This is a genomic window from Sphingobium sp. (genome assembly GCF_032153725.1).
Classification (GTDB): Bacteria; Pseudomonadota; Alphaproteobacteria; order Sphingomonadales; family Sphingomonadaceae; genus Sphingobium.
The window spans coordinates 17,376-29,463 of sequence record NZ_JALDYQ010000022.1 but is presented as its reverse complement, the minus strand read 5'-3'; the positions used below and the strand labels follow the sequence as shown (position 1 = coordinate 29,463).

The following is a 12,088-nucleotide window of genomic DNA, read 5'->3' as shown; positions in this document are numbered from 1 at the left end:
TATCGGTCCAGGAGCAGGAGCGCCATCCATGGTCTTCATCGCTCGGGATGTGCCGAAATCGGTCAAAATCCTCGCGCCGGGCCGATCCGGCTTTTGATATATGTTGCTTTTCTTTCGGCCCGTGCGCACAATTATCGACGGGACTTGTCGGGGGACAGATTTCGCCATGTATCATACACCCTTGGCGTCATCTTCCATGATGGACCGCCTGGTGCTTTGGCTGGGACGTTCGCCGACGCTGGGATTTGCCATATCCCGCGTCGCCTTTTCGGCTGCGGCCACATGGCAGGTCGACGCCATGTTCCTCAGCGAACCGGATTTCTCCCAAACCGCGCTGTTATTGAAGGCGGGCGTATGGACGTGGACAGCTGTCAGCATCGCGCAACATTCCCTGACGCCCCCGCTGGGGCTGTTGCTGCGCCCGATTTCCCTGATCTTCGACCTGATCGCCTTCCTGACCGTCATCGTGCTGTGCGAACCTTTGCAGATCGCGGCCCTGGGATGCCTTTTCTTCGTCGCATGGTCGGCGTCCGACCGGTTCGGGCGGAGCGCCATCATCGTTTTGGGGCTGTGCCTGGTTTTCGCCTTCATCGCCCGCGGCTATTATGAAACCTGGGCATCGGCCCGACATGTGCCCGCGGTGGATCGCGCCATCGACAGCCTCACCATCGTCATCGGCTGTATCATCGCGGCATCGATGCTGAGCATGTCCCTTCTGGAACAGCGGCTGGTCAGTTGGACGGAGCGACTGCAAGGCGTCGGCCTCTCCTTCCAGAAGTCGCTGGCGCAGTTCCTGGTGGAGCAGGTGTCGCAGTTGATGAACTCCCGCTATTGCGCGTTCGTCTGGGAAATGATGGACGATACCGCCGTTCATTGCGACGTCATCGACGGCAACGGCGTGCGTCATCTCACTCTGCCGCAGAAACAGATTGACGGCCTGACCAACGTGTCTCCGCGGGAGGCGCCCTTTCTCTATTCCACCCAGTCACCCCGTCTGTTGCTGCGCAGCCGTCTCGGCATATTGCGGAACGAACGGGCCACGGACCTGACCGACGCCATATCCGACGTGTTCGGCCTCGGTCAGGGCGCGAGCTTTCATATCCAGGCAGGGGAATTGCGCGGGCGCCTGTTCATCGGAACAAGTCATGGCTGGTCGCCCGCCCTGCTGTTGCGATGCCTGCGCATACAGGAGGGCATCGACCTTTTCCTCGAACGCCATTTCTTCTTCCTCGCCTGGCGTCAGCGGACCTTTGCGGAAGCGCGTCAGGCACTGAGCCGCGACCTGCATGACAGCGTGCTTCAGACGCTGGCGGCGCTGCGCGTGCGGCTGGTGACCACGATCCATGGCCTGTCCGCACTGGACGCTCCAGACCAGCTGGCGGAACTCAAATCGATGGAGGAACTGGTGACGGCGGAACAGGCCCATCTGCGCCGCCTGCTCAGCCAGCAAAATCCCGTCGCGGCCGACGGCGATGTCGATCTGGCGCGGGAGGTGGAACGCTGCTGCCGCTTCATCGCGCTGCAATGGGCGATCGATTGCCGCCTTAACGTTGTCGAGCGCTCGATGGCGGTATCGGCCGAGACAGCAGCGGAGGTCGAATTCCTGATCCGCGAAGCCGCCGCCAACGCCGTCAAGCATGCCAATGCGCGCCATATCACCGTGTCGATCGCGCAGGTGGATGATGAAATACTGATCGCGCTGAAGGATAATCCAGGCCCGCAGGCCATCGCCAGGGAAAGCTATACCGGCGACTTCGAACTCCAGTCGCAATCGATCATGAAGCGGCTGGGCAAGATTGGCGGAACGGCATATTTCCATAATTTAAGCATGAATTCACTAATCTCGATCAGACTACCCTCCTCTTTACCAAGGTCCCCGATATGATGGCCCAGATTGCGATAGTCGACGATCATCCGATCTTCCTGGACGGCATGGCGCAGTTCCTTAACTCCCATGGCCATGACATCCTGTTCTGCGCGCGATCGGTGGAAGAGGCGCTGGAGCGGATGCAATCAGGCGAGCCGGACCTGCTGATCCTGGACGTCAGCATGAAGAGCGGCGGCGGCCTTGCGATCCTTTCCGCCATCCGCGACAGCGGCAGTACGGTGCCGGTCATCTTCATGACGGTGCATATCCGCCCGGAACAGACGCTGGAGGCAATCAAGCTGGGCGTCGACGGTGTCGTGCTGAAGGACAGCGACCCCAATGAGCTGCTGTCCTGCATTCGTCAGGTCATGAACGGCAACAAGAGCATCGCGCCTTTCGTCATGGAACAGGCGCTGGTGCACAGCATTTCAGCGCCCGCCAGCGAAACCAATGTGCTGGCGGTGCTGACGGACCGGGAGTTGGAAATCGCGGGCCTGATCCGCGCCGGCCTGCGCAATCGGGAGATTGCCGGACGATGCGGCCTGACCGAAGGCACGGTGAAGGTTCACCTCCACAGCATCTTTCAGAAGCTCAACATCAAATCGCGCTCCGAACTCATCATCATGATGATGTCGATGGACAGCGAAATTCCCGCTGTCGGGATGGAGCATTAGGGCCGATCGACATTCAAGGATGGCGGTCGCAAAACTTCAGCGCAATCCGTGCACGAAATCAGGTAGCCGCGCCATGCCACTGGGGTTCGGCCCGGCCAGATACACTGCCATGATCGTGCCAAGCGCGATCGCCACGCCATAGGGGATCGGCCCCTTCCTTTCAAAAAGCGCGATGGACGAACCCGCCCGCACGCTTTGCGGCACCATCCGGCGCCCCGCCATGATCACCAGAGCCAGCACGCCTCCGCCCACGGTGATATAGACGAACCAGGGTATCGCCCCCATCCAGTCGAACCAGAGCGCGCAGGCACTCATCAGCTTGATATCGCCGCCACCCATCCAGCGCAGGGCGAACAAGCCGCAACCCACCGCGAAGACCCCCAGAAAGACGGTGCCGTTGCGCCAGATGTCATTCTCCCACCCTGCGACCGCGACCCAGACGGCATAAAGGCTGACGACCAGCAATGGAAAGATGTTGGATATGCGCAGCCGCGCCATGTCCTCGATCGCCGCGGCAACCAGAACGAGAGAGAGCGCCAGCAAAACCATGTCCTTGATCATTGCCGTGCCCCCTCCATGGTAGCCAGCGCATCCGCCGCCTCCGGTACGAAGCTGTCCGCCTCCGTCATGGCACGGCTGAGATAGGCCTGCGCCTTCGGCAAATCGCCCATGCGCATCGCGACCTGCCCCGCATTGTTGAGCCGCCGCGCCCATTCATCGGCCGTGTCGGCAGGACGGCGGCGGATATCCCGCCCCGCCATGACATAGGCGGCATCCCCATTGGCGATGACCCGCGCATCCTCCGGCACCAGTTCGCGCGCCCTGTCGAAGATCACTGCGGCCTTGTCCGCCTTGCCCTGCTTGAGCAGCGAAAGACCGTAATTGTTGAGAATCTGCGCTGGCTTGTCCGTCCGCTGGAAGGCCTGTTCATAAGCGGCGGAGCTGAGGACCCAGGATTGCGCCTGATCATGGGCCACGCCCAGCGCATTCCACGCCCGCCAGCGATTGGGACAGGCGCCGACAGCCCGCCGCAGCGGTTCCAGCGCTTCCTGCGACCGGCCGAGCCGCAACAGCGCGATCCCCCGCCCCTCATCCACCCGACAATCCTTGATTCCGCTCTGGCTGAGCGCGGCGAAGCGCGCGGCCGCCTCCTCATCCCGCCGCTTTTCCAAGGCCATGCGCGCAGTCGCGATCGCGATCGCCTGAAGATCTTCCGGCCGCCCCTCAGCACGCCATTGCGGCAGCATCGCATCTGCCTGGATGATCCGCCCGCCATCGATCGCCTCATCCACCAGTTGGGCATAATCCAGCGGCGGCGAGGACCGCATGGCGGGAAGCGCTCCGGCAGAAGGCGCAACCGCCGCCAGAAGCAGCGCCCATATCATCCCCGCGCTCCCTTCCGCCCGTTGGGCCGCATGATGCTTTTCCAGAGTCGCTCGAACAGGCCGTCGCGGGCCTGCGCATCGGGCTTCGTGTCCTCCACGGCGGGATCGACATCGCCGCCCGCCATCCGGGCGAGCTTCGGCAACACCTCCGGCACCGGCTTGGCAACGGTAATGATCGGCGCCACCAGTTGAGGTTGCGCTTGCGTCTCGGCAACAGTCACGATCCGCGTCGTCAATTGGGGCTTGATCCGTCCCGCCGGGGCCACTGCTTCCATCGTCCGCAGCCGCACTTCACCCAGCGAAACGCGCTCCAGTTCCACGCCGGCCGTTCGCACAGGCGGCGCGGCAGGAGCAGCGGAAGCAAGCTGTGCCAATGTCGGCCGCGCGGCCATGGCCATGCCCGCCGAAGCGGCGCCGGCCTGCGCCAGCAGCGCGTCAGCCTCGCCCTTCAATCCCTGGGCCGACAGGCTGCGCGCGAAGTTGCGGGCAATGCGTCCATCCTGCGGCGCGCGCGCCATGGCCAGTTCGAAAAATTCGCGCGCCAGATCATGCCGCCCCATGGCCGCATAGCTGATCGCCACGCCATTCAGGCCATGCGCATCCGTCGGGTCATTGCGCACCGCACGGCGAAAGGCATCAAGTGCCAGCGCATATTCCCCCCGTGAAAACAACAGGTCGCCGCGCTTCAATGCATCCTGTGCCGGGCCGCCGGGCTGCTGATTGACCGGCCTGATCGAAAGGACGCCCTTTTGCGTCGACCCACACCCCGTCGTCGCAACGATGAGAGCGACTGCCGCTACGCCTCTGTTCATGAGCCCCCTCCCCTAACAAACCTGGAACGACTGATCTGCGTCCATTGGATCGAAACCCGCCCTAATGACTCATCACCGGCAATATATCCCGCACCACCCGGACCACCGCCGGCAGCATCAGCACGCCGATCATCACCGGCAGCATGCAGGCGACCAGCGGCACCGACAGCAGCACCGGCAGTCGATGCGCCTTTTCCTCCGCCCGCATCCGCCGCTTTTCCCGCATTTCCGCCGCATAGATGCGCAACGTCTGGCCGACGCTCGATCCCAGCTGATCGGACTGGATCAGCAGGGTCGAGAAAGACCGTATCTCGTCCACATCCACATCATCGGCCATCCGACGCAAGGCATCCTGCCGGCTGCGTCCCGCGCGCAGTTCCAGCACCACCTTGCCCAGCGCCGCCGACACCAGCGGATGCGACACGGCCAGTTCGCGGCCGACCCGGTCCATCGCCGCCTCCAGCCCCAGCCCCGCCTCGACGCAGACCAGCATGAGGTCCAGCGCATCGGGAAAGCCATGGACGATCGCTTCCTGCCTGCGCCCCGCCTTCGCGGAAATCCACAGGTTCGGCAGGTAAAGCCCCAGAACCGCCAGCAGGGATGCCATGAAATAGAGCTTGAGCGGACTGGGCGGCTCGGCCTTGCCGAGAGACAGGAGAACGAAGATGGCAGGGAGGGCGAAGGTCAGGACAAGCCGGCTGAAGGTAAAAAGCTTCGGCGCCTCCGGCGACATATACCCCGCTGCGATCAACCGACGGCGCAAGCTGTCATTATTGCTGTCGACCAGTGAAATGCCCATTTTCTCGACGCGGTCGACCAGCTTCTTCCATTCACTGTCGTTCCGCTCGGTGCGCAGGGTCTGGCCGCCGCCCTGAGCGGTGCTGCCGGCATCCCCGACCAGATCGAGCCGGCTGCGAACCCGCGCGTTGCGCAGGATGATCTCCGACAGGCCGAAAACCAGCGCGACGATGGCAATGAACAACAACCCCAGAATGAAGGGCCGCAACTGGATCAGGAGAGCCGGGTTCAGCATCGCATCACACCTTCAAATCGACCATGCGGCGTATCGTGAGGAAGCCGATGATGTAGAGGACGATCAAGCCGGTGAAACCGACGATGAACATGCGTTCCTGCGCCACGTCCAGGTAGAATTTGGGATTGACCAGGAACAGGCCGACAAAGGCCAGGATCGGCAGCGCCGTCAGCATGACCGCCGTCATCCGCCCTTCCGAACTCAGCGCGCGCACCTTCATGAACAGGCTGGCCCGTTCACGGATCACCCCTGAAAGATTTTCGAGGATCTCCGCCAGATTGCCGCCCGTCTCGCTCTGCACCGACAGGGAGATGACGAACATATGCATCTCGTTCATGTCCCAGCGCTCCGCCATCCGCTGCAACGCATCGCGCAGGTCGGCGCCATAGGTGACTTCATCGACAACGATGCCGAATTCGCTGCCGATCGGATCGCGCATCTCCTTGGTCAAGAGGTCCAGCGCCGCCGCGATCGGATGCCCGGCGCGAAGGCCGCGGACGAAGGTGTCCAGCGCGACCGGAAACTGCTCCTCCATCTTCTTGCGCCGCCGTTGGGCCAACCGCGTCAACACCATCATCGGCAACGCGATCCCCAGCGCGCCCGCAAAGGCCGCCGCCATCACCAACAGGCCCGGCGTCAGGGCATAGCCCGCCGCCATGCCGCCCACCATCACCAGCAGGAACAACACGCCCGCCGCGATCAGCATCAGCATCAGCACCGTGCGCGCCGGATAGGTCAGCCCGGCGCCATGCAGCACCCGCATCACCCCAAGACCAGCCCGCCCGAACAGGGTGGAGCGATCGAAATTGACCGCCTCGTCGCTCCGCCGCAGCTTGGAGAGGACCGTGCTGCGCTCAAAGCCCGCGGCGATCATCTTCAACCGCCGGTTGACCACGCGGTCGGTCGTCGCCCGGGCACGCAGCCAGCTCGAAATGCCTTCGATCGTCAACAGCACCGCCGCGAACAGCAGGACAAGGACGAACAGGCGGATGTAAAGCGGGTTCATCAGTGTATCACCGCGTCAGGACGGAACAGTTCGGCCGGCAGCGTAATGCCCCGATCGGCCAGTTCGCTCATGAATTTGGGCCGGATGCCCGTAGCCTCGAAATGGCCGCGCACCATGTTGTTCTCGTCACGCCCCGTCATCTTGAAGCGGAAGATTTCCTGCATGGTGATGACCTCCCCTTCCATGCCGGTGATCTCCGACAGGCTGAGCAGACGGCGGCGGCCATCGGCCAGACGCCCGACCTGCACGATCACGTTCAGCGCTGAAGCGATCTGCGCCCGCGCCGATCGCGGCGAAATGTCGATGCCGCTCATGCCGATCATCTGCTCGACGCGGGACATGGCATCGCGCGGCGTGTTGGCGTGAACCGTGGTCATCGAACCATCATGGCCGGTGTTCATCGCCTGGAGCATGTCGAATGCCTCCCCGGCGCGGACTTCGCCGACGATGATGCGGTCGGGCCGCATGCGCAGGGCATTCTTCACCAGATCGCGCTGGGTCACCTCGCCGCGTCCCTCGATATTGGCGGGGCGGGTTTCCAGCCGCGCAACATGGCGCTGCTGCAATTGCAGTTCGGCGCTATCCTCGATGGTGACGATGCGCTCATGCTCGTCGATGCTGGCCGACATGGCATTGAGCAGCGTCGTCTTGCCCGAACCCGTGCCACCCGAAATCAGCACATTGCGCCGCGCTTCCACCACGGCCGAGAGGACCTGCGCCATCGGCGCGGGCACGCTGCCCAATTCGGTGAGCCGCGCCATGCTGATCGGAATCTTGGCAAATTTGCGGATGGAGAGCAGCGATCCGTCGATCGCCAGCGGCGGCACCACCGCATTGACGCGGGAGCCATCAGCCAGGCGAGCGTCGACAAAGGGCGAAGCCTCATCGATCCGCCGTCCGACCGCCGCCACGATCTTCTGGATGATGCGCAGCAGATGCTTTTCATCCTTGAACCGGGTCGCGGTTTCGACCAGCCGGCCGTTGCGCTCCACGAAGACGACCTTGTGACCGTTCACCAGGATATCGGTGATGCTGTGATCCTTCAGCAGCGGCTCAAGCGGCCCCAGCCCCAGCAGCTCGTCAAGAATATCCGACACCAACCGCCTGCGCTCTTCCAGATTGAGCGCGTGTTTCTGAAGCGCCAACTGCTCATGGACGATCTCGCCCACCTCGACTTCCACCTGCGCACGCGACATGGTTTCCAGCGCGGAAAGGTTGATGATGTCGAGCAACTTCTGGTGCAGCGCGACCTTGAGTTCGGTGTGCCGGTCCTCTTCCCAGTGCACCAGTTCCGTCTCGGTCGGCCCCACCTCGTCGCGAATGTCGCTCCGTTCCCCTTTTCGAATCTGCCACATCAGCCCTTCTCCGCCTGACGTTCGGCCTCAGCCGTCTGTACGCAACAATCGACTATATCCTGCAAATCCTTGCAGATGCGGCTGCGCGCCTTCAGTTCCTGAATCAACACCCCCTGGTCGAGCGCCGAACTGACCAGCGGAAAATCATTGGCGATGCTCAGCTTCACCGGATGATCCAGTGCCGCCGCAGCATCCTCCAGGCCGATGGCGCGGAAGAATTTCTTCTCCACGCGATTGGCGATGACATGGATGCGCGAGGGATCGATATCCTGATCGCGCAGCAGCGAAATCTGCCGCCGCGCCTGCCGCAAACTGGCGATGGTGAGTTCGCACACCAGGAACACGACCTGCGACCGCGCCACCAGCGACATCGACCAGTTGGTCCAGTTGCCCGGCAGGTCCAGATAGACGGTTCCGAAATTGCGCTGCGCCAGTTCCACGATGCGGAAGACCTGATCGGCGTTCACCGCCTCGATAGGCATGATCTCGACAGGCGCCGTCACCACGCGCAGTCCGGTCGAGGTTTCCACCGTGACGGTACGCAGCAGCTCATTATCGACGCGATTGCCTGCATTCAGCAGGTCCGCCAGCGTCAATGGCGAGGAGATGCCAAGGAAGGTTCCGGCATTGCCGAACTGGATATCGAAATCGAACAGGCAGACTTCGCCACCGCCCTGCTTTGCCGACCGGGCATGAAGACTGGCCGCCTGCGTGGCGATGGTGGTTGCGCCGACGCCGCCAACGCTCTTGATGATCGAAACCAGCTGCCCGGTCTTGACGTCATCCTGGCGGGTGGCGGCAATGCGTCCGCGCAAATCTTCCAATATGGCGGCAAGGTCATGGGCGCGCAGCGGCAATTCGATGACGTCATTGATCCCGCTGCGCAGCAGAGCGCGCACGACCGGAATCTGCGCATCGCGCACCGCCGCCACCAGCATCAGCTTCGGATGGGCCGCGCGCAGCCCCGCGAGCCGCACCATGGAGGCTTCGTTGACGGGCTGCACCTCTATGATGATCGCCTTGGCGTCGGCGGCCAGTTCCGGCGGCACCGATGCGCTTGCAGGCAACATGGAGAGGGTGAGCGACTGGCCGGTCAGGCGATCGCCCAATATGTCGGACGCCTGCACCTCCTGCTCTGACAGGATGAGGTGAAGCCCCTCATCCCCGATATTGAGGGTCCAGTTCTCGGCGGGTTCCGCTGCGTTTGTCACGATGCCCAAGATCTTATCCCTCAATTTGCCCTGTCCCCATTGCCGTCTTCCATTGTCAGGACGGCGCTGAAGCTGGGCAGTGTAATCGATGCATTGAAAAGGGCGAGTGCGATAGGCTGAAAAGCCATGTCTCTAATTCTTACCGTTACCAACGGCGCTATATCCGGCCCGTTCGGATCTCCCGAATAGCCGATACCGGAATTATTATATTGAACTTCGACATTGGCCGCGCTGAGTTCAGGGAGGAATGCCCGCATCCGGTCAACGATGTTCGTGAAGGCGGTCGTGTTATATGGCGTCGTCAGAGAGGCGCATGCGCTACCGCTGCATGAACCGCACGTTGTGGAATTGCATGTCATCGATGAAAAATATGATGTGCCGATCGATGACCCCTGAGGAATACTGCTGGCGCCTGCGGCAAAGCTGTAAGTTGCAATGCCGGTTGCCACCGGATCAGTCGTGACGGCGTAACGGACGCCCATCTGGGTAGCCTTTTCCGCACGGTTCCAGGTCCACATCAAGCGCCCAACATCGATGATGCCGAGCAGGAAGATGAGCAACAGCGGCAAAACGAGCGCGAACTCCGCCGCTGAGGAAGCCCTGCTGTCGCGGATCAAGGCGGTGATCAGCTTTCTCATAGCCCCATCACCGGCGATTCAGAGCTGGCATTCAGATACAGGGTGCTGCTGTCAAACCCCAACTTATTGAATAGTGATTGATATTGAAGCCGATGAGCATTGTTGGTCGACGTTGCCACCTTCACGACGGGAACGTAGCTCATCCCTTCATAAATGCCCGAAGGGCTGACACTGGCGGGATCGACGCAATCATAGGTGACCTTGATCGATTGTGGATCCGTCCACCCGTTAAGCCGCGCACTGCCGCCGGTCAGTTGCCCGGTTCGGACCAGATTGCGCGTATCCGACTCCACCGTACCTCCCGGAACGTTATCGGTGGATGCAGTCGTGCAGCTGTAATTCGAGAAACTCAGCCTGCCGGCATAACGGGCGCCATCCCTCACCGCCTTGATCACGACATGCTCGCTCAGAAAATAATTGCCGAGTTCGAAGGCACCGAACATCAATGCGATAAGCAATGGCGTCACCAACGCCATTTCGGCGGCGGAGGAACCGGACTGCTCCTTGAAAAGGCGCGCAAACATCGCTCCCCTCACTCTATCAGGCGCGGAACATCGCGCCGCGTGATCTGAGGAGTGCCACCGCCTTGGCCAGTGCCCGATGCGCCGATGACTTCTACGTAAACATCATTCTTGCTCGTGTAGGAGGTGGAACAACCATTTTTATTGCCGTCGCATTTTTGACGATCAATGCTTGGTTCCACCATGAAGACGTCAATATAGCCCGCTACCGGAATCGTCTTCTTGCCATTCAATCCGGGAGTTTGCGAAACGCGGCGGCAATTTACGACGGCGGCCGTGAGGCGGCGTCTGTCGATATTGTTCGTGTTGGGCACCACGCCCGGAAAGTTGCACTTGCCTGCTTGGGGAGTGCTGTAAGCGGCCAGGCTCGCATTGCCCGAGGTTACCTGTGTCGTCAATCTGGTGGCCGCATCCTGCGCCTCCCACAGGTAGGTTTGATAACGGGTGACACTGGGTCCCAGACCGGTGGTATTCTGCCAATCAAGGCCCGGATGATTCGATCGGAAATAGGCGGCCCTGTCCCATACTCCGTTGCCGACGCGCGAAGTATAGTTGGTCGCGCCGATCGCATGCATCCTGTCACGCGGAAAACCCATTATCTCCGGCGTAATGGAAACATCGAGGTCGTTGGCGGCTGTGGTTGGCCGGTAGCGCTTGCTCGCATAGTTGACGTCCGTGGCGGGGTTCTCCACCCACGAGCACGCAGAACCCCGAACTACGTCCTTGCGTACGTTTGTAGACGGCGAACAAGGCGGGCTCTTGCATGCGGAATTATTGCCCGGCAGGTAATCAAACCGCATATTAAGGGAATCGCGAACTGCGTTAAGGATGTTACCCGTTTCCGTGGTCACGTTTGCCGTTGGCGCGCAATTGGCAAACAACGCATTCGAAGCAAGAGCCTCAGCGACGCTACTCGCGCCTCTGCCTGCCTGATCAACGAAGCCGAAATTACCCGGCCCCCATTGTGTGCCGCCTTCTCCCATCACGATGCCAGTGCCGGAAGGGATCGAAACCGTATAATAGGGATCAGTGTTGCCAATCGGTTCGTCGGGGTTGCAGATGAAGAAAGGCACGGCGCCACAAATCGCTGAATCGACACCTGCATAGGCGGTCCCGGAAATCGGGCCGGACGAAATCGCCGAAACTATCGGTGTCAAAGCATAGAAGGCGGACCGTGCGCCTACTGTGACTTCCACGAAATTAGCCGTGGCGTCGCTGGTGGCTGCTACGGACTTGTCCTTGTTTTCGTAGAATCGGATTGATCCCGTCGCATCGCAGGCAGGCTCATCCGCAATCGTTATGCGGGACGCCACGCCATCATTCGCGAAACGGCTGTCATTGATAATCAGGTTCCTCGCCGCATTGGCCGCCCTGCTGCACGCTCCGCTCGCCCCGTCAAGCTGGCTTGCCGCCGCGAGTGCCGCTTGATCCGCCGCACTCTGCAACTCGCTGTCCATGCCAGCGAGCCGAGCATAATCAAAGGCAATCCCGCCCGCCGCGATCAGCCCGAAAAGCGACAGCGCAACCGTTGGCGCCACCGCGCCGCTGGTCGACTGCAACAGTCCTTTCCGCTGGGCAGACATCGG

Annotated in this window: 11 protein-coding genes and 2 pseudogenes; 3 read left to right on the top strand and 10 right to left on the bottom strand. The window is 61.7% G+C overall.

Features of this window, described 5'->3' with window-relative positions; all coding sequences use genetic code 11:
* The first annotated feature begins 196 nt into the window (after window positions 1-196).
* Both RUH75_RS09495 and RUH75_RS09490 read left to right on the top strand, forming a co-directional pair.
* Complete coding sequence (locus RUH75_RS09495; protein WP_313805004.1) at window positions 197-1,885, top strand: histidine kinase; 1,689 nt, start codon at window positions 197-199, stop codon at window positions 1,883-1,885.
* Window positions 1,882-2,541 carry a response regulator transcription factor gene (locus RUH75_RS09490; RefSeq protein WP_313805001.1) on the top strand — a complete coding sequence of 220 codons (660 nt, stop codon included), beginning with the start codon at window positions 1,882-1,884 and terminating at the stop codon, window positions 2,539-2,541. Before RUH75_RS09495 ends, RUH75_RS09490 begins: the two co-directional genes overlap by 4 nt.
* A gap of 36 nt (window positions 2,542-2,577) precedes the next feature.
* Here RUH75_RS09490 and RUH75_RS09485 read toward each other — a convergent pair whose 3' ends face one another.
* The 9 genes from RUH75_RS09485 to RUH75_RS09445 form a co-directional block, all read right to left on the bottom strand.
* The gene (locus tag RUH75_RS09485) at window positions 2,578-3,102 is read right to left on the bottom strand and encodes a prepilin peptidase (protein ID WP_313804998.1); all 525 of its coding nucleotides are present in this window, start codon (window positions 3,100-3,102) and stop codon (window positions 2,578-2,580) included.
* Window positions 3,099-3,926 (bottom strand): tetratricopeptide repeat protein, encoded by an 828-nt coding sequence (locus tag RUH75_RS09480; RefSeq protein WP_313804995.1) that lies wholly within the window; start codon window positions 3,924-3,926, stop codon window positions 3,099-3,101. Before RUH75_RS09480 ends, RUH75_RS09485 begins: the two co-directional genes overlap by 4 nt.
* The gene (locus tag RUH75_RS09475) at window positions 3,923-4,738 is read right to left on the bottom strand and encodes a tetratricopeptide repeat protein (RefSeq protein WP_313804992.1); all 816 of its coding nucleotides are present in this window, start codon (window positions 4,736-4,738) and stop codon (window positions 3,923-3,925) included. Before RUH75_RS09475 ends, RUH75_RS09480 begins: the two co-directional genes overlap by 4 nt.
* A gap of 61 nt (window positions 4,739-4,799) precedes the next feature.
* On the bottom strand, window positions 4,800-5,771 hold the full coding sequence (locus tag RUH75_RS09470; protein WP_313804989.1) for a type II secretion system F family protein: 972 nt from the start codon (window positions 5,769-5,771) through the stop codon (window positions 4,800-4,802).
* A gap of 4 nt (window positions 5,772-5,775) precedes the next feature.
* Window positions 5,776-6,777, bottom strand: coding sequence for a type II secretion system F family protein (locus tag RUH75_RS09465; protein WP_313804986.1), 1,002 nt, complete (start codon window positions 6,775-6,777; stop codon window positions 5,776-5,778).
* Complete coding sequence (locus RUH75_RS09460; RefSeq protein WP_313804983.1) at window positions 6,777-8,132, bottom strand: CpaF family protein; 1,356 nt, start codon at window positions 8,130-8,132, stop codon at window positions 6,777-6,779. The genes RUH75_RS09465 and RUH75_RS09460 overlap by 1 nt, the downstream gene beginning before the upstream one ends.
* A complete protein-coding gene (locus tag RUH75_RS09455) occupies window positions 8,132-9,343 on the bottom strand; it encodes a pilus assembly protein CpaE (RefSeq protein WP_313805087.1) in 1,212 nt (403 codons plus the stop codon). Before RUH75_RS09455 ends, RUH75_RS09460 begins: the two co-directional genes overlap by 1 nt.
* A gap of 20 nt (window positions 9,344-9,363) precedes the next feature.
* Window positions 9,364-9,981: a TadE/TadG family type IV pilus assembly protein gene (locus tag RUH75_RS09450; RefSeq protein ID WP_313804980.1), complete on the bottom strand. Its 618-nt coding sequence runs from the start codon at window positions 9,979-9,981 to the stop codon at window positions 9,364-9,366.
* The gene (locus tag RUH75_RS09445; protein WP_313804977.1) at window positions 9,978-10,505 is read right to left on the bottom strand and encodes a pilus assembly protein; all 528 of its coding nucleotides are present in this window, start codon (window positions 10,503-10,505) and stop codon (window positions 9,978-9,980) included. Before RUH75_RS09445 ends, RUH75_RS09450 begins: the two co-directional genes overlap by 4 nt.
* 121 nt (window positions 10,506-10,626) lie before the next feature.
* Between RUH75_RS09445 and RUH75_RS23660 the strand changes: the two are divergent.
* A pseudogene (locus RUH75_RS23660) lies at window positions 10,627-10,689 on the top strand (hypothetical protein); the annotation flags it as partial.
* A gap of 1,228 nt (window positions 10,690-11,917) precedes the next feature.
* Here RUH75_RS23660 and RUH75_RS23655 read toward each other — a convergent pair.
* Window positions 11,918-12,085: pseudogene (locus RUH75_RS23655) on the bottom strand (pilus assembly protein TadG-related protein); the annotation flags it as partial.
* Between the last annotated feature and the right edge of the window lie 3 nt (window positions 12,086-12,088).

Excerpts from the sequence above, each read along its gene's own strand:
- RUH75_RS09475 (WP_313804992.1), bottom strand. The coding sequence starts at position 4,738 with ATGAACAGAGGCGTAGCGGCAGTCGCTCTCATCGTTGCGACGACGGGG.
- RUH75_RS09445 (WP_313804977.1), bottom strand. The coding sequence starts at position 10,505 with ATGTTTGCGCGCCTTTTCAAGGAGCAGTCCGGTTCCTCCGCCGCCGAA.
- RUH75_RS09480 (WP_313804995.1), bottom strand. The coding sequence starts at position 3,926 with ATGATATGGGCGCTGCTTCTGGCGGCGGTTGCGCCTTCTGCCGGAGCG.
- RUH75_RS09485 (WP_313804998.1), bottom strand. The coding sequence starts at position 3,102 with ATGATCAAGGACATGGTTTTGCTGGCGCTCTCTCTCGTTCTGGTTGCC.
- RUH75_RS09495 (WP_313805004.1), top strand. The coding sequence starts at position 197 with ATGATGGACCGCCTGGTGCTTTGGCTGGGACGTTCGCCGACGCTGGGA.
- RUH75_RS09470 (WP_313804989.1), bottom strand. The coding sequence starts at position 5,771 with ATGCTGAACCCGGCTCTCCTGATCCAGTTGCGGCCCTTCATTCTGGGG.
- RUH75_RS09490 (WP_313805001.1), top strand. The coding sequence starts at position 1,882 with ATGATGGCCCAGATTGCGATAGTCGACGATCATCCGATCTTCCTGGAC.
- RUH75_RS09460 (WP_313804983.1), bottom strand. The coding sequence starts at position 8,132 with ATGTGGCAGATTCGAAAAGGGGAACGGAGCGACATTCGCGACGAGGTG.
- RUH75_RS09465 (WP_313804986.1), bottom strand. The coding sequence starts at position 6,777 with ATGAACCCGCTTTACATCCGCCTGTTCGTCCTTGTCCTGCTGTTCGCG.
- RUH75_RS09450 (WP_313804980.1), bottom strand. The coding sequence starts at position 9,981 with ATGAGAAAGCTGATCACCGCCTTGATCCGCGACAGCAGGGCTTCCTCA.